Consider the following 19,037-nt stretch of genomic DNA (forward strand, 5'->3'; position numbering starts at 1 on the left):
TTACCCGCAAGAAATAGTAACTTGCGTTGTTTAAGGTGTAAGGTTTAGGGTTTAAGGCAAATGGTCTGAACCCTAAACCTTACACCTTTTACCTTAAACCTTTTTTATAATCATGGTACCTAAAATAGCAATGATAGGGGGCGGGAGCTGGGCGACTGCCATTGTAAAAATGCTTGCAGATAATTTAGCTGAAAAGGAAATTTTTTGGTGGATGCGCAATGAGGCAGCGATAGAACATATTAAAAAATTTAAACATAACCCCAATTATATCAGTTCTGTTGAGATTAAGCTCAGCCAGGAAGATCATATCTCTTCAGACATTAATTTCATCATCAAATCTGCTGATTTCGTCATTCTGAATGTTCCGGCGGCATTTTTAAAAAGCACTTTATCTTCTGTAAATGCAGACGATTTAAAAGGTAAAAAAATTGTTTCTGCGATAAAAGGGATTGTTCCCGAAGATAACCTGATTATTGGCGAATTTATGCACGAAAATTATGGCATCCCATACCATGATATTTTAGTGGTAAGTGGACCATGCCATGCTGAAGAAGTGGCTTTAGAAAAACTGTCGTACTTAACCATTGCCTGCACCGATGTGGCACAAGCCAGCACATTCGCTTCTTTTTTGAATACGCGTTATATTAAAACAAATGTATCCGACGATATTTTCGGTACAGAATACGCTGCGGTTTTAAAAAACATCTATGCTGTAGCCAGCGGCATTTGCCATGGAATAGGTTATGGTGATAACTTTCAGGCCGTATTGATCAGTAACGCCATCCGTGAAATTAAACGTTTTGTTGATGCGGTACACCCCATTAACCGCGATATTAAAGAATCAGCATACCTCGGCGATTTATTGGTAACGGCTTATTCACAGTTTAGCCGCAACCGTACTTTTGGCAACATGGTAGGAAAGGGATACACGGTAAAATCGGCCCAATTGGAAATGAACATGATTGCCGAAGGTTATTATGCAGTAAAATGTATGCATATCAAAAACCAGGCATGCAACGTCGATATGCCAATTTGTAAGGCTGTTTATGGTATCCTTTACGAAAACCGTTCACCGCACATCGAAATGAAATTACTCGCAGAAAGGCTGAATTGATTTTTAACGTGTACTAATTTCGTCAGGAAACTTTCTTTTTTGATATTGGAGGGGTGAAGTTTCCATTTGTAACTTAAACTGACGGTTAAAATAAGAGATGTTTTTATAACCGCTTTCAAAGCAAACATCGAGGATGCTGAGGTGTTTCTGCTGCAATAATCTACAGGCATAACTGATCCGCAGCTCATTCATAAATTCAGAATGTGTTTTTCGGGTATGCTTTTTAAAGTAACGGCAAAAGGCCTCTTCCGAAAGATTCGCAATTGACGCAATTTCGCCAAGTGGGATATCCCGCTTAAAGTTATCAAGCAGATAGTGATAAACCCTGCTCATCCTTTCCGTATCACGATGGATGGCATGCGATTTATAATCATAATGAGAAAGCAGTTCGTACTCACTGGATCTGCCAAGCATATTCAGAATAGATATCAGATTTGACGCAGATTCTGCTTCATCGGCAGTCAACATCTCTTTGATCTTCTGGGTAGCTTTATCGCGAACAGTTCCCTTGAAACAGATACCGTGTAACGAACGCTCAAAAAGTCCTTTAATCGCACTAAACTGGGGTTTGTCGAAAAATCCTGCGCCAAACATATCCTCATTGAACTGAATCACTACCTGATGCACGTCTCTGTTGTCGGGCAGGTGTTTATTGTAAAAAGTATGCGGTAAATGAGGTCCGAAGAGGCAAAGATCTCCGGATGAAAATGTATTTATATTATCGCCAACATATCTTTTACCACTGCTTTTTAAAACCAGTATCAATTCGTATTCGGGATGGATGTGTAGCGGAAAATCATTGTATGGAAAGGTTTCTTCCTTTAATACAAAGAGTTTATCGCCCGTAATAATCGTTTCGGTAAATAATTTCATTTGTTGTATATCGTATCCATAGTCTTGTTGCGTAAATAAAGCTTCATATCTCTGATAAAATCAATTTAGTATCAAAATAGATCAAATGCGCGCAATTATTTTACGATAATGGCCTGTATTTTTGACTAAATTACTAATATTTGATAAACCACAAAATAAACGATGCGCATCCATACCCGAATTATAACAAGACTTTTCACCCCTGCACTGGTTTTTACCGGACTATTGTGTTTTGCACAGAATAAAGAGGTTATAAATACCCGGCAAATCAAACCTGTTCCATTAAGTGCCGTAAAAATAAACGATGGCTTTTGGTCGCCTAAATTAAAGGTTTGGCATAGTAAAACGATTTATGATGTTTTGGATAAGTTAGAGGGGAAATATGAGCCAGATCTGGATGATATGATCAAAGAAAAGGCCGAGCGTGGCAGAACCCGCAATGCTTTTTTAAATTTTGATCTTGTTGCCCAGGGAAAAAAAGCAATTGGGTCGAGTGATGGTCCGCCATGGTACGATGGTCTGGTGTATGAAACCCTTAGGGGCGGGGCCGATTTATTGGTTTCTTATCCTGATGCTACACTCGAAAAAAAGATGGATGCCTATATCGACCGCATTGCGGCGGCTCAAAATGCCGATCCTGAAGGATATATCAATACCTATACTACGCTAAACAGGCCAACACAGCGTTGGGGATTAAACGGCGGAGATGACCGGTGGCAACACGACGTATACAATGCCGGAATGTTGGTTGAGGCGGGCATCCACTATTATAATGCTACCGGAAAAACAAAACTTTTAGGAGTTGCGGTAAAAATGGCAAATTATGTAACCAAAGTGATGGGTGATGCACCTAAACTTAACGTGATACCGGCACACGCCGGACCTGAAGAAGCATTTTTTAAACTTTATGTATTGTTTAAAACACAGCCTAAACTAAAAAAGAAATTGGGTATTCCGATAAAGGAAGACGACTATGATGCCATTGTAAAATATTGGATTGAAAAACGCGGCGTTTTTGCCGATGCTGACGGAAGCCGTAAAAGGCAAAGTTTTGGCAGCTACAATCAAGACCATATCCCGGTTTTTGAACAGAAAACAATTGAAGGGCATGCGGTACGCGCAACGTTGCTGGGAACGGCAATTGCAGAAGTTGGGGGATATAAAAACGATCAAAGATATTTAAATACTGCCAATCACTATTGGGACAATATGATCAGTAAACGTATGTTCATTACCGGAGGTGAAGGCGCGATTGCCGATGATGAGAAATTTGGAGCAGATTATTTTCTGCCCGAATCGGCCTACCTCGAAACCTGCGCTTCTATCGGCTCTGCTTTTTTTAGCCAGCAAATGAATGCTGTATTCGCCGATGGTAAATATATGGATGAATTTGAACGCGTAATTTATAACAATATGCTATCGAGTGTTGCTGCCGATGGCCAGCATTACCACTATGAAAATCCTTTGATTTCTAAAGATCGAAAACGCTGGAACTGGCATGGCTGCCCTTGCTGCCCACCAATGTTCCTTAAAATGATTGGAGCGTTGCCAAAATACATCTATGGGCAAGATGAAAGTACAATCTTTGTAAATCTATTTGTCGGTAGCGATGCAAAAGTAAATCTGAAAAATACAGATGTGGTAATTAAACAAGTTACCGCATATCCCTGGAAAGGTGGAATAAAAATAAATATTGATCCAGCGAAGTCTACAGCGTTTAATATTGCAGTGAGAATTCCGGGCTGGGCAATGGGCAATGAAAATCCATTTGATTTATACCATTCGCATGTTAAGGAACAGGTAAGTTTGAAAGTTAATGGTCATGCGGTTGAAGTAAAACCTGTGAATGGTTACATATCCATAAACCGCAAATGGAAAAAAGGCGATATTATCGAACTTAATCTTCCTGTGGAGCCAAGATTGGTGGTGCCCAATGATCTGGTAAAAACTATTAATGGGAAAACAGCAATTGCAGCTGGCCCCATAGTTTATGCCTTAGAAGGTGTAGACAATGCCGGAATCGATGCCATTCATTTAACGGGTGATCCAAAATTAATGGCTCAATATAAATCTGATATTGCCAATGGGGTAAATGTAATCTCTGGTAAGATGACCGATAATCGTAAAGAAGTAAATTTTACCGCTATCCCATTTTATGCCATTGGTAACCGGGGAGTTTATCCCTATAAAGTTTGGATAGCCAAATAATCCGCTACTACAACCTTCACAACAAAAATTTATAATGAATAAATTTAATAGTCATGCGGTACTAAAAACCGTTTTTGCAATTGCAGTATTGGGATTTTGGGCCCCGGCAAAATTATTTTCGCAAAATGCCACGATCAGGATCAATGCCGATAAGGTGGAAAATAAAATTAGTCCGCTTATTTACGGTTCAAATATCGAAGATGTAAACCATGAGATTTATGGGGGTTTCTACAACCAACGCATTTTTGGCGAAAGTTTTGAAGAACCAAACACAGGTATAAACTTTAATCAGTGGCGCAAGTATTCCGGTTTTTGGACGGGGAAAGATGGTATCGTTAATATATCGCCGGGTAGGCATACACAAAGTATCGTAATGATGAATGGCGTGCACCATATTGGCGTTGAACCCGATCATAGTGCAAAGCTTATCTATGAGGCTAAAAGCATTTTTAATGGCACGATATCGGCAGAAATCAGGTTTCGCAATAAAGGTGATGCTGGTGGATTAATTTTTCGTGTTTCGAACGAAGGGGTTGGAGATGATGCCTTTGATGGTTATGAAGTGAGTTTGGCTGCGGATGGTAAAAAAATAACACTCGGTAAACACCAGCAAAACTTTACTTTATTAAAAGAAACCGAGGTTAGTTTCTCGCCACAGGATTGGAACCAGGTACAGGTGCTTTTAATGGGGAAACAGATCGATGTTTCGCTAAATGGAAAAAGGGTGCTTTCATTTATCGATGAAGATAAGCCTATCCTGTCGGGGATGATTGGCTTGCGCACCTGGAAATCGGATATGGAATTCAGAAATATCGATCTATCAGATCAAGATAAAAGCGCGCGGCTAAAACTGGTTAACCAAACAGCCGAGGAAATTAGCTATAACTGGGATCTGATTAATAGCAAAAATGCTAAGGCCAGTTTTAAGCTCGATAGCACTGCGGCTTACAATGGCAAAAAATCGCAGGTCATCAATTTTATCAGTGGGATCGGCAAAGTTGGTATAGCCAACCGAAGTTTAAACCGCTGGGGCATTGCCGTAAAACAGAATCAGTTATTTCAGGGAAGAGTATATCTTAAAGGAGCTACTGAAGGACCAGTTACCATAGCATTAGAAAATAGCGCTGGAAGCAAAACCTATGCCCAGCATAAGCTTAACGGTGTTGGTAAAGACTGGAAGAAATTCACATTCAATCTTAAAGCAAGTACAACAGATGCGCATGCCCGCTTAGCCATTTATCTCAGTGCTAAAGGGAAATTGTGGATCGATCAGGTGGTATTAATGGGTACTGGAGCAGAACAGTTTAATGGATTGCCTATACGGGCCGACATCGGGAAAATGCTGGTTTCGCAAGGCCTAACTTTTTTGCGTTATGCCGGAACAATGGTAAATGCGCCAGACTATAAGTTCAAGAATATGATTGGTGATCCTGATAAAAGGGCACCCTATCGCGGTCATTGGAACTGGTATACCTCAAGTGGATTTGGAATAGAAGAATTTCTCAAATTCTGTGAGCAGACGAAAATAACACCTTGCTTTGCGGTTAATATTTATGAAACACCAGAAGATATGGCCGATATGGTAGAATATCTAAATGGCGATGTGCAAACCCTATGGGGCGCGAAGCGGGCCAGCAATGGGCATCCTAAACCTTATGGCGTTAAATACATCGAGATTGGCAACGAAGAGGTGATATTTAATGGCGATAGCAAATCTGCTTACGAAGAATATGTTCAGCGCTTTAAGGTATTATCTAATGTAATGCTCCAGAAGGATGCTTCGCTGAAATTTGTAAGTGCCGCCTGGTGGCGCCCCGATTCGCCAAATATGGAATATGTTTTTAAGGAATTAAACGGAAAGGCTGATTATTGGGATCTTCATGTTGGCGGCGACGATCCTTCAGCAGGCTCGGAAACCGATAAACAATTGACAAAAATGTTGGCCAGTTTTAGGAAATGGGATCCTGATACCAAAATGAAAATTGCCGTTTTTGAAGAGAATGGAAGCAAACACGGTATCGGGCGCGCCCTCGGACATGCTACAAATATGAATGCGATCAGGAAACATAGCGAAGATGTATTAACCTCGAGTCCGGCAAATGCCTTACAGCCCGACCGGCAAAACGATAATGATTGGGATCAGGGGCAGATTTTTTTTACATCAGATCAGGTTTGGGGCATGCCACCGTATTATGCCCAAAAAATGCAGGCAGAAAGTCATTTGCCCTTACGGATCAATACATCGGTTAATGGAACGCTAGATGTAAGCGCTGCAAAAAGCGAAAATGGAAAAACATTGATGTTGTATGTAGTGAATACTACGGCAGATGCGATAGATGTCAATCTTGAATTTACAGGTTTTGAAAATAGAAATAATAAAGTCGCGGTTTCAACATTATCAGGAAACCCGAATGCATATAATACGGTGAAAAATCAAAAAGAATATGTAACCCAATATTCGAAAATAGCATTGCCAGCCAATAGCCCTAGTTATAAATTCCTGCCTTTTTCGTATACCATATTGCATTTCTCAAAAGATTAAATCATGCCGATAACTGTAAGAAAGAAATATTGGGATTTATGTATATCGAATTAAAAACAAATTGCTTGGCTGGCTGTTATAGTTTAAATAAAAATATAGCTGTCATGAAAAAGAAATTAGTAATGGGTTTATTAACGCTTGCCCTATTTGGCGGTGTAGCCTTAAATGTAAATGCTCAAGAGAAGAAAAAAACTGAGGTGGGTAAAGCATTAGATCATACAGGAAAAGCGATTGGTAAAGGTGCTAAATCTGTCGGTAATAAAACCGCCGAAGTAGCTGTAAAAGGTGGTTCGAAAGTAGCAGATAAAACCTGGAAAGGTAAAATGGCACCAGATGGAACTGATGTTTACATTAATTCAAAAAATGAAAAATATTATGTAAACTCAAAAGGTGCTAAAATCTGGTTAAAACCTAGTCAGATTAAAAACAGACCTGACCCTAAAAAATAATATAAAAAACCCGATGATGTTCATCGGGTTTTTTTATTGAATAGATAAGCGATAAGATGGCCTAAAGCTTTAACCTGTAAATACTATCTATATACGAATTGGTTACTTGCTGAATTTCTCTAGGCGCCTCAGTTTTATCGATCAATAATTTCTCTACAAGATTATTATTTACCTTTAAATTAAGTTCGTAAGGTTTGCTATCACCAAGTTTAAGATAAAAAGTATGCTCCATACTTGTAGCTAGATAAGTTATTTCTCCGGATGTAAGCTGATAATAATCTATTTTCTGGGTATTGTTATAATTAAAGGGTTGACGGATATCAAAATTGATCTGTTTAATTGCGTTATTGTTATCCTTCGAATACAGCTGAATCTGGTTTTTATCGAAATAGCCCGTCGTTTTCGGATTCAGTAAATCAACGTCGGTACTATTTTTAATTACTAAAATTAATGGATTATTTGTAATTGGTGAGCAGGCGCATAAACCGCCACCGCCAACACCTGCTTTTTTGCAACCTAAGTTGGCGATAAAAATCACCATAAGCACAATTAGAATTTTTTTCATCTGAATAATGTTTATTTTAGAGACGATGAAGCGATTATAAATGATTAATTATAACCGCTTTATATCTGGTTTTTAGCTTAAACGAATAAGGTATGGCATTCGCTACAGTTAAAATAACTTAAATCCTGGCAGACCGCAAACATAAAAGCCCGAAAACGATGTTTCCGGGCTTTAATATTATTTATAGATTTTTTAAACTATCGTTCCGTACAGATCGAAATCTTCAGCCCGGTCAATTTTCACGTTCACAAAACTTCCGTTAGCAGCATAACCTGTGGCTGCATCAATTAAAACTTCGTTATCAACTTCTGGCGAATCAAATTCGGTTCTGCCTACAAAGAAATCGCCTTCTTTTTTATCCACCAACACTTTAAAGGTTTTACCCACTTTTTCCTGGTTGATATCTAAGGAAATACCTTGTTGAATTTCCATGATATCATCTACACGTTGTTGTTTTACTTCATCAGGAATATCATCAACTAGCGTATGGGCATGTGTTTTTTCTTCATGTGAGTAGGTAAAGCAGCCTAAACGGTCGAATTTTGTTTCGGCAACCCATTCTTTCATTTCTCCAAAGTCATGTTCTGTTTCGCCTGGGTAACCGCAGATTAATGTGGTGCGCATGGCAATGTTAGGTACTTTATCCCTGATTTGGTTAACCAGATCAATAGTTTTTTGTTTGGTTGTACCACGGCGCATTGATTTTAGCATGTTATCTGTAATGTGCTGTAATGGCATGTCCAGATATTTGCAGATGTTATCGCGCTCGTTCATGGCATCTAAAATTTCCATTGGAAAACCAGAAGGGTAGGCGTATTGCAAACGGATCCATTCGATACCAGGAACATCTGAAATACGACGCATCAATTCATCTAATTTACGCACACCATAAAGATCTAAACCATAATAAGTAAGATCCTGAGCGATTAAGATCAGTTCTTTTGTGCCATTTTTGGCCAATATTTTAGCCTCGTTAACCAATTCTTCCATTGGCTTGCTTAAGTGTTTGCCACGCATTAATGGAATGGCGCAGAAAGAGCAGGGGCGGTTACAGCCCTCAGCAATTTTAAAATAAGCAAAGTGAGAAGGCGTGGTCAATAAACGCTCACCAATCAGTTCGTGTTTGTAATTCGCACCCAGTTCATGTAATATATTCTGTAGATCGTTCGTGCCGAAAAAAGCATCAACGTTTGTAATTTCTGATTCCAGTTCGGGTTTGTAACGTTCAGATAAACAACCCGTAACCACTACTTTGCCAATTTTACCGGCTTCTTTCAGTTCGCTGAACTGTAGAATGGTATCAATTGATTCCTGTTTGGCATTGTCGATAAAACCGCATGTATTGATCACAACGATATCATCTTTGCCCATCTTGTCAGATTCGTGTACAACGTTTAAATTATTGCCACGTAACTGCCCCATCAATACTTCCGAATCGTATATGTTTTTAGAACAACCCAATGTAATGACATTAATTTTTGGTTGCTTTACTGCGCTTTTACTTCTTGCTATTTTGGTATTCATATTATTGTTATTTACACCTTCCTTGCGGCCTGATTCCACAGATTTGGTGATTCCACTGATTTTGGTGTGGATATTTAAAAGATTTATACAGATATTCTTTGACCTCACAGCTAGTGTTGCCAAAATTAATCAATAATCCTGTCTTAATTTTACTTGCTTTCAAATAAGAGATAAGCTGGTTCTGAAATACTCTAGGCTGATATCCAGTCACCGATTTTAACTCGACAATTACTTTTCCTTCTACTACCAGGTCACATCTAAATTTGCCAATCATTTGATCTTCGAATACTACCACAAACTCCTTCTTAATATCAAATTTTAATCCAGCCTGGCTAAGTTTTATTTTTAGCGCATTAACATAAATTTTCTCTAAAAAGCCTAATCCCAACTGCGTATGGACATTACAGCAACAACCAATTATAATTCCTGTAAGTTCATGATTTTCATACTCTTCCATTACTGAAATTAATAAAAATCTGTGTCATCCAATTATCTGTGAAATCAACCACGAAGCGAGCCCTCTATGGAATCAACTACAAAGTATTATTTAAACAAACTGTTCACAAACTCTTTTTTGTCAAAAAGCTGTAAGTCGCCAATTTTTTCTCCAACACCAATGTATTTAACCGGGATTCTAAACTGATCTGAAATTCCGATTACTACACCACCTTTAGCGGTTCCATCTAATTTTGTAATGGCCAATGCATTTACATCGGTAGCTTCGGTAAACTGTTTACACTGCTCAAAAGCATTCTGTCCGGTTGAAGCATCCAATACCAGTAAAATTTCGTGCGGTGCATTAGGTACAACCTTTTGCATCACCTGTTTGATTTTGCCCAGCTCGTTCATTAAACCGATTTTGTTATGTAAACGTCCGGCAGTATCGATAATGACAACATCTTCGCCATTGGCAACTGCCGATTGTAAAGTATCAAAAGCTACAGAAGCAGGGTCAGAACCCATGGCCTGCGCTACTACCCTTACACCAACACGTTCGCCCCAAAGTTTAATCTGGTCAACAGCTGCGGCCCTAAAAGTATCGGCAGCACCCAAAACAACTTTAAGTCCTGATTCTTTTAATTTATGTGCCAGCTTTCCGATCGTCGTGGTTTTGCCCACCCCGTTTACGCCAACCACCATAATTACATATGGTTTATGGTCGCCGTATTCGAACTGGCGGAAATCGTTGCTATTGTTCTCTGACAAAAGCAGCTGGATCTCATCACGGAGAATAAAATTTAGTTCAGAAGTATTGAGGTATTTGTCTTTGGCTACACGTTCTTCGATACGTTTGATAATTTTTAACGTAGTGCTTACGCCAACATCAGAAGTAACCAAAACTTCTTCCAGATTATCGAGTACTTCATCATCAACGGAAGATTTTCCTGCTACAGCTTTGGTGATTTTATTAAAGAAACCGTCTTTGGTTTTCTCTAAACCTTTATCCAGTGCTTCCTGAGCCTCAGGTGCAGTTTCTTTCTTTTTGAAAAAATCGAATAAACCCATATCTAAATTTTTATATAACAAAAAAAGCCCTTCCGGTTAAAACGGAACGGCCTTTAATATCTTTTAATATTAAAAAATATTAACCTTATTTAGATGCGATAGCATCTTTTACGTGGTCGTTGTGTACGATAAGTTCTTTGAATGAGTAAGCACCAGTTTTTGGTGATTTTACCATTGTAATTACTTTCGAATATTCTTTACCTGTACCTGTTTTAAGGGTTGCAACTACTTTCTTTGCCATGTTCTTATAATTTTAATTATTAGATTTGAGATATCAGACATTAGATTTGAGACTTGCAAATGCTTTAGTCTTTAAGCTTTGGTCTTTTATTCTTAACCTATTTAATTTCTTTATGTACGGTTACTTTTCTCAATACTGGATTGAATTTTTTCAATTCTAATCTCTCAGTAGTGTTTTTACGGTTTTTGGTAGAAATATATCTAGACATACCCGGCATGCCACTTTCTTTATGTTCAGTACATTCTAAAATAACCTGAACTCTGTTACCTTTTTTTGCCATTTTAATATAAATTGAAAACTGTTAATCTCAACAGTTAATGTTTTTTACAAAAATCCTTTTTTTACGAAACGGTTAATTGCTTCGCTAATACCCACTTTATTGATGGTTTTAATCGCTGAAGTAGAAACTTTCAACGTAATCCAACGGTTTTCTTCAGGAATATAAAATTTCTGAAGTTGTAGGTTTGGGTAAAATTTGCGTTTGGTTTTAACGTTCGAGTGAGAAACGTTGTTACCTACCATTGCTTTTTTTCCTGTTAAATCACAAACTCTTGACATGACTTGTAAATATAGTTGTTTAATACGTCCGCTTAATTTTTTTAAGAGTGTGCAAATATCTGAATAATAATTGTAAATGACAATAGCGGAGCTAATTATTTTTATAATTTACATTCACATCCCAACGGCCTGCATCCTTTAACTCAAATTCTACATAATCTTTTCCCGAATGCATTTTTAACCTTAAAGGGAAATTAATGTTTTTAATGGTGTAGATATTCTGCGTTGTAGATATTTTGTCGACTTTGATTTCGTCATAGCCGCCATTTAAAACTTCTATCTGGTCGAAAACCGGACCAGATGCATTTCTGGCTTCCTTTGATTCTGATTTTCCTTGTAAACCAAGTCCTGTCATATTATTATCTGTTGCGTTAAGTTTTTTATTTCCAACAGATACATATAAAATATTTCCTTTTTTTTTGCTTTTTCTGACTATAACCGACTCAATTGCAGGTGATTTACCCAGAATAATATAGGTTTGGGTGGAATCGATAGAAGATAGGTTCTTGTATTCGATAGTGGTGAATGATTTGCTGCTGAACGCAACTAACATTAAGGCGAGTGATAACATTAAATTTTTCATAAATCAAATATAATTTTTTTTGATCAAACGTTTGATATTCATTTTGATACGATTAGACTATTTTTCGTTGATATTATTTATTTAAATTAGCCGCAACTAATCCAAAATATAAAACAGAGCAATGCAAATTACATCTTTTAAGCAGTACGAAGAAGATTATAAAAAAAGCGTCGAAAACCCGGAGCAGTTTTGGGGTGAGGTAGCGCAAAACTTTCAATGGCGTAAACCTTGGTTCAAAGTTTTATCCTGGAACTTTAACGAACCCAATATTAAATGGTTCGAGGGGGCTAAACTTAATATTACTGAAAATTGTTTAGACCGTCATCTCGCTACCAATGGTGATAAACCCGCCATTATTTGGGAACCGAATAATCCTGAAGAAGAAAGTGTTACTTATACGTATAAAATGTTGCACGAGCGTGTTTGTCGCTTTGCAAACGTATTAAAACGTAACGGCGCTAAAAAAGGCGATCGCATCTGTATTTATATGCCAATGGTACCCGAGCTGGCCATCGCTGTTTTGGCCTGCGCCAGAATTGGCGCTGTTCATTCGGTTATTTTCGGTGGATTTTCGGCAAAATCAATCGCCGACCGCATTAACGATTCGCAATGTAAAGTCGTGATTACTGCCGATGGTTCTTACCGTGGCAACAAACAGATTCCTTTAAAAGATGTAATTGATGATGCATTGATCGGTTGCCCAACGGTTGAAAAATGTATTGTACTCACCCATATCCGTACACCTGTTTCGATGTTGAAAGGAAGGGATGTTTGGTGGGAAGATGAAGTGAAACACGTTAACGATATCTGCGAGGCTGAAGAAATGGATGCGGAGGATATGCTCTTTATTCTCTATACATCAGGCTCTACTGGTAAACCCAAAGGTGTGGTGCATACCTGTGGTGGTTATATGGTTTATGCAGGTTATACTTTTTCGAACGTATTTAACTATCAGCCAGGTGAAGTATATTTCTGTACCGCTGATATCGGCTGGATTACCGGTCACTCATACATTGTTTACGGACCGCTTTCGCAAGGTGCAACGTCAGTTCTTTTCGAAGGCATACCCACTTACCCAACACCATCCCGTTTTTGGGATATTGTAGAAAAACACAAGGTAAATACTTTATACACTGCGCCTACAGCCATCCGCTCTTTGATGAGTTTTGGTGAGGATCCTTTGAATGGCAAGGATTTAAGCACCATTCGCGTTTTAGGATCTGTAGGAGAGCCGATTAATGAAGAGGCCTGGCATTGGTTCGATGAAAAAATCGGTCATGGCAAGGCGCCTATTGTAGATACCTGGTGGCAAACGGAAACCGGGGGCATTATGATTTCGCCTATTGCAACGGTAACACCAACCAAACCTAGCTTCGCTACTTTGCCTTTACCGGGCATCCAGCCAATTTTGGTTGATGAAAACGGTAAGGAGATTGAAGGAAATGGGGTAATGGGAAACCTTTGTATTAAATTCCCTTGGCCAGGCATGTTGCGTACTACTTATGGCGATCATGAGCGTTGTAAACAGACCTACTTCTCTACTTACGAAAATTTATATTTTACCGGTGATGGCTGTTTGCGTGATGAAGATGGTTATTATAGAATAACTGGCAGGGTAGATGATGTATTAAATGTTTCGGGGCATAGAATTGGTACCGCTGAGGTAGAAAATGCCATTAACATGCATGCGGGCGTGGTAGAAAGTGCAGTTGTAGGGTATCCGCATGATGTAAAAGGGCAGGGGATTTATGCTTTTGTAATTTATCCTGAAATGCATGGCGAGGCAGAATTATCTAAAAAAGATATTTTACAAACGGTTACCCGCGTAATTGGCGCCATTGCAAAGCCTGATAAAATATTGTTTGTTTCTGGTTTACCAAAAACCCGCTCAGGCAAAATTATGCGTAGGATTTTACGCAAGATTGCCGAAGGAGATACTGCGAACCTGGGAGATACTTCTACTTTATTGGATCCGGGAGTTGTAGAGGAAATTATTGAAGCAGCAAAGAAGCTGTAATCATAATTTTTAGCATAAAAGCAATGCCCCCGAAATTTTTCGGGGGCATTTTCTTTATTGAATTATTTTAATAACCTGGATTTTGTTTCAAAGCTTTATTCACATTTATTTCGCGGTCTGGAATTGGGAAAACCAATTTAGGGTCGTTATAGGCAAGAGTTCCGATTGATCGCTTTGTACGTTTATAGTCATGAAGCCTAAAACCTTCATAATCTAATTCCTTTTCACGTTCGTTTAAAATGATGGCCAGTGTTGGAACAACATCTCCTAATCCAGCCCTGGTTCTTAACGTATTGATGTCGCTAGCCGGGCTAGCACCAATGCTTGTACCCAATCTAAAATTACACTCGGCCCGAATTAAATATTGTTCAGTAATTCTACAAACAGGAATATTATCATAAAAGCTGTACCATTTTTTAGTATAAAAACCAGTTCCTGATCCAGTACCCTCATAAATCAATTCAGTTTGTCTTTTATCACCAGTTTCGAACGAATTGTAAAAAGTTGTATTTACCTGAACGTCTGCTCTTCCTACATCTCCACCTGTACTGTTTTGGTAACTGGCATAAAAAGTGGCTAAGCCGTCGTTAGATGTTCCTGCATTACTTTGTTCATTCTGCCTAATTTCGAAAATTCCCTCACTTGAATTTTTTGTTCTAAAAGGTGCTTCAAGCGAATTTGTAATCAATGTATATGGGCTATTAGTGATAATATCGTTAGCGATATCCCTTGCTAAATTATATTTACCCTCCTGTAGATATACCCTTGCTAAAAATGCTTTAGCAGCATATTGATCATCAACAGAAGCCAATTTAGTAATGGCAGATTTCAAGTCATTTTCTACTGCTGTATATACTTCTATCACCGTATTTCTCGCAACTGAATTGTTTACATCATTTATCGTTTTAACGGCCTTTGTAATGATGGGTACACCTAAATTTATATTGGCGCCAGATGCATCGTAAGGTAGAGCATATAACCTCACCAATTCAAAGTGCATAATGCCCCTTATAAATAAAGCTTTGCCTTCTATTACATTTTTGGTATCTGCATCACTTACCACATTTAATGCCGAAAGTACAATGTTGGCGGTGTTAATTGCGCTATAAGCGGTTATCCAGGTCCGGGTTACATCGCCATTATTCGATACAATGGTTTTGTTTGCAATATCATCGTAAGTAGAAAAAGTCCCCCGCCAGTTTAAATAATTATTGTCTGCATAAAGGTCTGGTAAAAAGACAAGATTTGTTCCGTATAAGTCGCCTGTAGCCAAAAAGGTATAAGCGCCGGTTAATGCATTTTGAACATCTGCTGTTGTGTTTAGTGCCACGCTGGCATCTATATTCTGCTTAGGATCTATTTCTAATTGTTTTTTACAGCTGGATACGCTTAAAACAAGAAGAATTGCAGCTAATATATTTTTATAATTTTTCATATGTCAATGTTTTTATAAGCCAATGTTTACGCCGAAAGTAATGGTTCTTGCTTGTGGCGGGGTATAGAAATCGTGACCGAGTTGAATGTTATCAGACTGGAGAGAACCACCACTGGGTGTATTTACTTCAGGATCGTAGCCATTATAGCCTGTTATGGTAAATAGGTTTAGTGCCGAGGCGAAGAGTTTTACATTTTGAAGTTTATATTTGTTGGCAAATGCTTTGGGTATATTGTAGCTAAAAACTACACTTTTTATCCTGAGGTATGACCCATCCTGTATCCATCTGGATGATGGATCTGTTCCATTTCCTTCACCAAACCTTGGCTGTGGAATATTGGTTATCGTGTTGGTCGGTGTCCAATAATTTAACTGATCAATGGTTTGGTTATCAAAATAATCGCCATTTGCTGATTGAAAAACACCTGCCATATTATAAATATCATTACCACTAACAAATTGCGCCTGAATATCCAGATCGAAATTTTTAAAAGAGAAATGATTTCCAAAACCGCCGAAGAATTTAGGGTTTGGATCACCAAGTTTTTGGTTTTGAGCAGCAGCATAATCACTGGTCGTTGTTGTTCTTGATGCATCAACATAATAAATGGCGTCGCCATTCGCCGCATCTACGCCGGCGTATGCTTTTCCATAAAAATAACCCAATGGCTCTCCAACGGCAATTCTACCTAAAAATCTTCCTCCAGGATAAATCGGTTGGTCATCAACCAAACGTAAAACCTTATTTCTGTTAAAGGAAATATTGAAGGAGGTAGACCACTTAAACTCCCCAACAAAATTTCTGGTATTTAATGAGAATTCAAATCCCTTGTTTTGCATATCGCCAATATTCCTCGTAATGGAAGAAAAACCATTTGTTGCAGCAATTGGCGCATTTAATAATAAATCGGTTGTTTTCTTTTTATAATATTCGACGGTACCCGAAATCCGATCGGATAAAAATCCAAAATCTAAACCTACATTATAATTGGTTGTGTTTTCCCAGCTTAAATTAGGATCTCCCAACTGGTCTGGACGAGTCCCACCAATGCCCGCGTAATTAACACCACGGTACAGATTGCGAGAAGCGAAATCGCCGATTTCTGCATTACCTGTTAAACCATAACTTCCTCTAAGTTTTAATAAGCTTAACCAATTGCTGGATTTTAAAAACTCTTCCTGGTTGATAATCCAGCCAGCAGAAACTGCAGGAAAAGTTCCGTATCTATTGTTTACGCCAAACCTTGACGAACCATCTGTTCTGATTGAAGCACTTAGCAAATACTTATCTTCATATTTGTAGTTTACCCTGGCCAGATATGACACAAAAGTGTGTCTTGTTTCTGAAGATGCACCAGCAGAAATTACCGCTGCACTTGCAATCTTGGTAAAATTATCTGATGGAAGGGTAGTTCCCGTTACCGATGAATAGCGGAATTTTGTGTCCTGGAATGCAAAACCCGCCAATACATTTAGGTTATGTTTCTCGTTAAAAGTTTTGGTATAGTTTAGGGTGTTGTTTGTGTTAAAGTTTATGGATTTGGCCATGTAATCTGAAGAAGAACCTCCTGTACTCCCACCGTCCTGTGTTTTCGAGCCTAAAAACTGCTCTTCTTCCAAATTGTTGAAATCAAATCCGTATTCACTTCTAAAAACCAAATCGGGTGTGATTTTTAAACTTGCATAAGCATTGGCGAAAGTTCTATACGTGGTTGATAGATTCTTACCATTTTCATAATCGATTAAGCTGTTATAGTAAACGGTAGAACCATTTAATTCGCCTGATGCATCTCGTACAGGTTGAATTGGAGGTAAGGCATTTAACTGTAAAGGGTTAGAAAAGGCATTATCTGTAGGAATACGGTAATTATCTACTTTGGATATATTTACAGCACCTCCAACCTCTAAAATTTTCGAAACGGTATGGTCTAAGCTTAATCGGCCACCAGTACGTACATAACGGTTATTAACAATAATTCCGTCATTGTTATTGTAGTTTCCTGATAGCATAAACCTGGTTTTTGCATCACCTCCATTAATGTTTAAGCTATACTGTTGTGTATGGCCTCTCCTAAAAGCTTCATTAACCCAATTGGTGTTGTTATTACTGGTCCAATCATCAGTACCGGTATAATCTTTCCACATTTCGGCTGCATTGGCATAATCGCCGTCATCATAGTTATTGTATTTAAATGAGGCGTCCAATAATTGACGGTATTGATCGGCATTTAAAAACTCGCCTTTTTTGGTTGGGTCACTAAATCCGGCATAATAGCCAAAATCAATGTTGGTTCTACCCTGCTTACCTTTTTTTGTAGTGATCAATACGACTCCGTTCGATCCTCTTGCGCCATAAATTGCCGCAGATGCGGCATCTTTTAACACTTCCATCGATTCGATATCATCAGGACTAATGGCCGCAAGCGGATTATCAGCTTCGGTATATGTTCCCAATGCCTCACTCACGATAGGTACCCCATCAATAACAAATAAAGGTTGATTACTTGCAGATATAGAAGAAATACCCCTCACCCGAATCTGCAAGGCCTGACCAAGTTTTCCACTACTAGAGTTTATAAAAACACCTGGTGCTTTACCTTGTAATGCGCTTTCAACAGTTGTTATCGGTTTATCTTTAAAATCTTCTGCAGTTACCCTGGCAATAGATCCCGTTACATCTCTTTTACTCTGTGTACCATAACCCACCACAATCACATCCGATAAGGTATTGTTTTCCTCGTCTAAACTGATGTTAATGGTTTGCCCGGTAATGGGCACTTCTTTGGTTTTGTAACCGATAAAGCTAAAAACGAGTGTTTTGGCATCATCTGCAACGGTTAATTTAAAAGCACCGGAGGCATCGCTCTGTGTACCGTTGGCTGGTGAACCTTTTACGAATACGCTAACGCCTGGAATTGGTACGGAGGCTGATGTTACTTTCCCGGTAATTACTTTGCCTTGTGCGAAAGCAAATGAAATTAAACCGAGAAACAAAAGCATACTGAGTAGTAATTTTTTCATCAAATGGATAGTTTAGTTAGTAATGTTTGATTTTTGTAAAATAATACATTAATATACTTAAAAATTTATTTAAAACCTTGATAAATAGGAAATAATCTGCTTGTTATTTGGTTAGTGAGGCTTACATCAAAACAAAAAGTGGCTAAAAGTGTTGATAGATGTAAGAATTATATGATTTATTACCAAAAAATACGGGCATGGATAAGTTAGAATTAAAAGGAAAGTGGAATGAAATAAAAGGAAAGGTTAAACAAGCTTACGCCGATTTAACTGATGATGATTTAAAACACGAAGAGGGGCAAGACGATGAGCTGTTGGGGAAATTGCAACAGAAAACAGGCAAGGGAAGAGATGAACTCGTAAAATGGATCAACTCATTATAAGATCAATTCTATAAAAAA

General features: G+C 38.3%; 17 protein-coding genes. 6 read left to right on the plus strand and 11 right to left on the minus strand.

What is annotated here, in order from left to right:
• Positions 1-112: 112 nt before the first annotated feature.
• On the plus strand, positions 113-1,114 hold the full coding sequence (locus R2S57_RS14660; RefSeq protein WP_316845705.1) for an NAD(P)H-dependent glycerol-3-phosphate dehydrogenase: 1,002 nt from the start codon (positions 113-115) through the stop codon (positions 1,112-1,114).
• Positions 1,115-1,117: 3 nt separating this feature from the next.
• On the opposite strand, the gene R2S57_RS14665 is transcribed toward R2S57_RS14660, so the two are convergent.
• Positions 1,118-1,987, minus strand: a complete 870-nt coding sequence (locus R2S57_RS14665) for an AraC family transcriptional regulator (RefSeq protein WP_316845706.1) — start codon at positions 1,985-1,987, stop codon at positions 1,118-1,120.
• A 162-nt stretch (positions 1,988-2,149) separates the two neighbouring features.
• Here R2S57_RS14665 and R2S57_RS14670 point away from each other — a divergent pair, with 162 nt between their 5' ends.
• The 3 genes from R2S57_RS14670 (at position 2,150) to R2S57_RS14680 (ending at position 7,186) form a co-directional block, all read left to right on the plus strand.
• Complete coding sequence (locus R2S57_RS14670; protein WP_316845707.1) at positions 2,150-4,195, plus strand: glycoside hydrolase family 127 protein; 2,046 nt, start codon at positions 2,150-2,152, stop codon at positions 4,193-4,195.
• 34 nt (positions 4,196-4,229) lie between these two features.
• Positions 4,230-6,737, plus strand: coding sequence for a family 16 glycoside hydrolase (locus tag R2S57_RS14675; protein WP_316845708.1), 2,508 nt, complete (start codon positions 4,230-4,232; stop codon positions 6,735-6,737).
• A 104-nt stretch (positions 6,738-6,841) separates the two neighbouring features.
• Entirely contained in the window at positions 6,842-7,186 is a 345-nt protein-coding gene (locus R2S57_RS14680; RefSeq protein WP_316845709.1) for a hypothetical protein, read from the plus strand.
• A 61-nt stretch (positions 7,187-7,247) separates the two neighbouring features.
• On the opposite strand, the gene R2S57_RS14685 is transcribed toward R2S57_RS14680, so the two are convergent.
• The 8 genes from R2S57_RS14685 to R2S57_RS14720 form a co-directional block, all read right to left on the minus strand.
• Positions 7,248-7,751, minus strand: a complete 504-nt coding sequence (locus R2S57_RS14685; RefSeq protein ID WP_316845710.1) for a hypothetical protein — start codon at positions 7,749-7,751, stop codon at positions 7,248-7,250.
• A gap of 192 nt (positions 7,752-7,943) precedes the next feature.
• Positions 7,944-9,275, minus strand: coding sequence for a 30S ribosomal protein S12 methylthiotransferase RimO (gene rimO / locus R2S57_RS14690; RefSeq protein WP_316845711.1), 1,332 nt, complete (start codon positions 9,273-9,275; stop codon positions 7,944-7,946).
• A 7-nt stretch (positions 9,276-9,282) separates the two neighbouring features.
• Positions 9,283-9,732, minus strand: a complete 450-nt coding sequence (locus R2S57_RS14695; protein WP_316845712.1) for a GxxExxY protein — start codon at positions 9,730-9,732, stop codon at positions 9,283-9,285.
• Between the two features lie 86 nt (positions 9,733-9,818).
• Positions 9,819-10,781 carry a signal recognition particle-docking protein FtsY gene (gene ftsY, locus R2S57_RS14700; protein WP_316845713.1) on the minus strand — a complete coding sequence of 321 codons (963 nt, stop codon included), beginning with the start codon at positions 10,779-10,781 and terminating at the stop codon, positions 9,819-9,821.
• Positions 10,782-10,866: 85 nt separating this feature from the next.
• Positions 10,867-11,022: a DUF4295 domain-containing protein gene (locus R2S57_RS14705; protein WP_010599808.1), complete on the minus strand. Its 156-nt coding sequence runs from the start codon at positions 11,020-11,022 to the stop codon at positions 10,867-10,869.
• Between the two features lie 97 nt (positions 11,023-11,119).
• On the minus strand, positions 11,120-11,302 hold the full coding sequence (gene rpmG, locus R2S57_RS14710; RefSeq protein WP_010599807.1) for a 50S ribosomal protein L33: 183 nt from the start codon (positions 11,300-11,302) through the stop codon (positions 11,120-11,122).
• Between the two features lie 44 nt (positions 11,303-11,346).
• On the minus strand, positions 11,347-11,580 hold the full coding sequence (gene rpmB / locus R2S57_RS14715) for a 50S ribosomal protein L28 (protein ID WP_025145121.1): 234 nt from the start codon (positions 11,578-11,580) through the stop codon (positions 11,347-11,349).
• A 91-nt stretch (positions 11,581-11,671) separates the two neighbouring features.
• Entirely contained in the window at positions 11,672-12,163 is a 492-nt protein-coding gene (locus R2S57_RS14720; RefSeq protein ID WP_316845714.1) for a hypothetical protein, read from the minus strand.
• 121 nt (positions 12,164-12,284) lie between these two features.
• On the opposite strand from R2S57_RS14720, the gene acs reads away from it, so the two are divergent.
• Complete coding sequence (gene acs, locus R2S57_RS14725; RefSeq protein ID WP_316845715.1) at positions 12,285-14,180, plus strand: acetate--CoA ligase; 1,896 nt, start codon at positions 12,285-12,287, stop codon at positions 14,178-14,180.
• Positions 14,181-14,247: 67 nt separating this feature from the next.
• On the opposite strand, the gene R2S57_RS14730 is transcribed toward acs, so the two are convergent.
• Positions 14,248-15,615, minus strand: a complete 1,368-nt coding sequence (locus tag R2S57_RS14730) for a RagB/SusD family nutrient uptake outer membrane protein (RefSeq protein WP_316845716.1) — start codon at positions 15,613-15,615, stop codon at positions 14,248-14,250.
• 12 nt (positions 15,616-15,627) lie between these two features.
• Positions 15,628-18,636: a TonB-dependent receptor gene (locus R2S57_RS14735; RefSeq protein WP_316845717.1), complete on the minus strand. Its 3,009-nt coding sequence runs from the start codon at positions 18,634-18,636 to the stop codon at positions 15,628-15,630.
• A 197-nt stretch (positions 18,637-18,833) separates the two neighbouring features.
• Here R2S57_RS14735 and R2S57_RS14740 point away from each other — a divergent pair, with 197 nt between their 5' ends.
• Positions 18,834-19,019 carry a CsbD family protein gene (locus R2S57_RS14740; RefSeq protein ID WP_029276197.1) on the plus strand — a complete coding sequence of 62 codons (186 nt, stop codon included), beginning with the start codon at positions 18,834-18,836 and terminating at the stop codon, positions 19,017-19,019.
• Positions 19,020-19,037: the final 18 nt, after the last annotated feature.

The sequence above is a fragment of the Pedobacter psychrodurus genome (genome assembly GCF_032678585.1).
GTDB classification, from domain to species: Bacteria; Bacteroidota; Bacteroidia; order Sphingobacteriales; family Sphingobacteriaceae; genus Pedobacter; species Pedobacter psychrodurus_A.

Excerpts from the sequence above, each read along its gene's own strand:
- R2S57_RS14660 (WP_316845705.1), top strand. The coding sequence starts at position 113 with ATGGTACCTAAAATAGCAATGATAGGGGGCGGGAGCTGGGCGACTGCC.
- R2S57_RS14665 (WP_316845706.1), bottom strand. The coding sequence starts at position 1,987 with ATGAAATTATTTACCGAAACGATTATTACGGGCGATAAACTCTTTGTA.
- R2S57_RS14670 (WP_316845707.1), top strand. The coding sequence starts at position 2,150 with ATGCGCATCCATACCCGAATTATAACAAGACTTTTCACCCCTGCACTG.
- R2S57_RS14675 (WP_316845708.1), top strand. The coding sequence starts at position 4,230 with ATGAATAAATTTAATAGTCATGCGGTACTAAAAACCGTTTTTGCAATT.
- R2S57_RS14680 (WP_316845709.1), top strand. The coding sequence starts at position 6,842 with ATGAAAAAGAAATTAGTAATGGGTTTATTAACGCTTGCCCTATTTGGC.
- R2S57_RS14685 (WP_316845710.1), bottom strand. The coding sequence starts at position 7,751 with ATGAAAAAAATTCTAATTGTGCTTATGGTGATTTTTATCGCCAACTTA.
- rimO (WP_316845711.1), bottom strand. The coding sequence starts at position 9,275 with ATGAATACCAAAATAGCAAGAAGTAAAAGCGCAGTAAAGCAACCAAAA.
- R2S57_RS14695 (WP_316845712.1), bottom strand. The coding sequence starts at position 9,732 with ATGGAAGAGTATGAAAATCATGAACTTACAGGAATTATAATTGGTTGT.
- ftsY (WP_316845713.1), bottom strand. The coding sequence starts at position 10,781 with ATGGGTTTATTCGATTTTTTCAAAAAGAAAGAAACTGCACCTGAGGCT.
- R2S57_RS14705 (WP_010599808.1), bottom strand. The coding sequence starts at position 11,022 with ATGGCAAAGAAAGTAGTTGCAACCCTTAAAACAGGTACAGGTAAAGAA.
- rpmG (WP_010599807.1), bottom strand. The coding sequence starts at position 11,302 with ATGGCAAAAAAAGGTAACAGAGTTCAGGTTATTTTAGAATGTACTGAA.
- rpmB (WP_025145121.1), bottom strand. The coding sequence starts at position 11,580 with ATGTCAAGAGTTTGTGATTTAACAGGAAAAAAAGCAATGGTAGGTAAC.
- R2S57_RS14720 (WP_316845714.1), bottom strand. The coding sequence starts at position 12,163 with ATGAAAAATTTAATGTTATCACTCGCCTTAATGTTAGTTGCGTTCAGC.
- acs (WP_316845715.1), top strand. The coding sequence starts at position 12,285 with ATGCAAATTACATCTTTTAAGCAGTACGAAGAAGATTATAAAAAAAGC.
- R2S57_RS14730 (WP_316845716.1), bottom strand. The coding sequence starts at position 15,615 with ATGAAAAATTATAAAAATATATTAGCTGCAATTCTTCTTGTTTTAAGC.
- R2S57_RS14735 (WP_316845717.1), bottom strand. The coding sequence starts at position 18,636 with ATGAAAAAATTACTACTCAGTATGCTTTTGTTTCTCGGTTTAATTTCA.
- R2S57_RS14740 (WP_029276197.1), top strand. The coding sequence starts at position 18,834 with ATGGATAAGTTAGAATTAAAAGGAAAGTGGAATGAAATAAAAGGAAAG.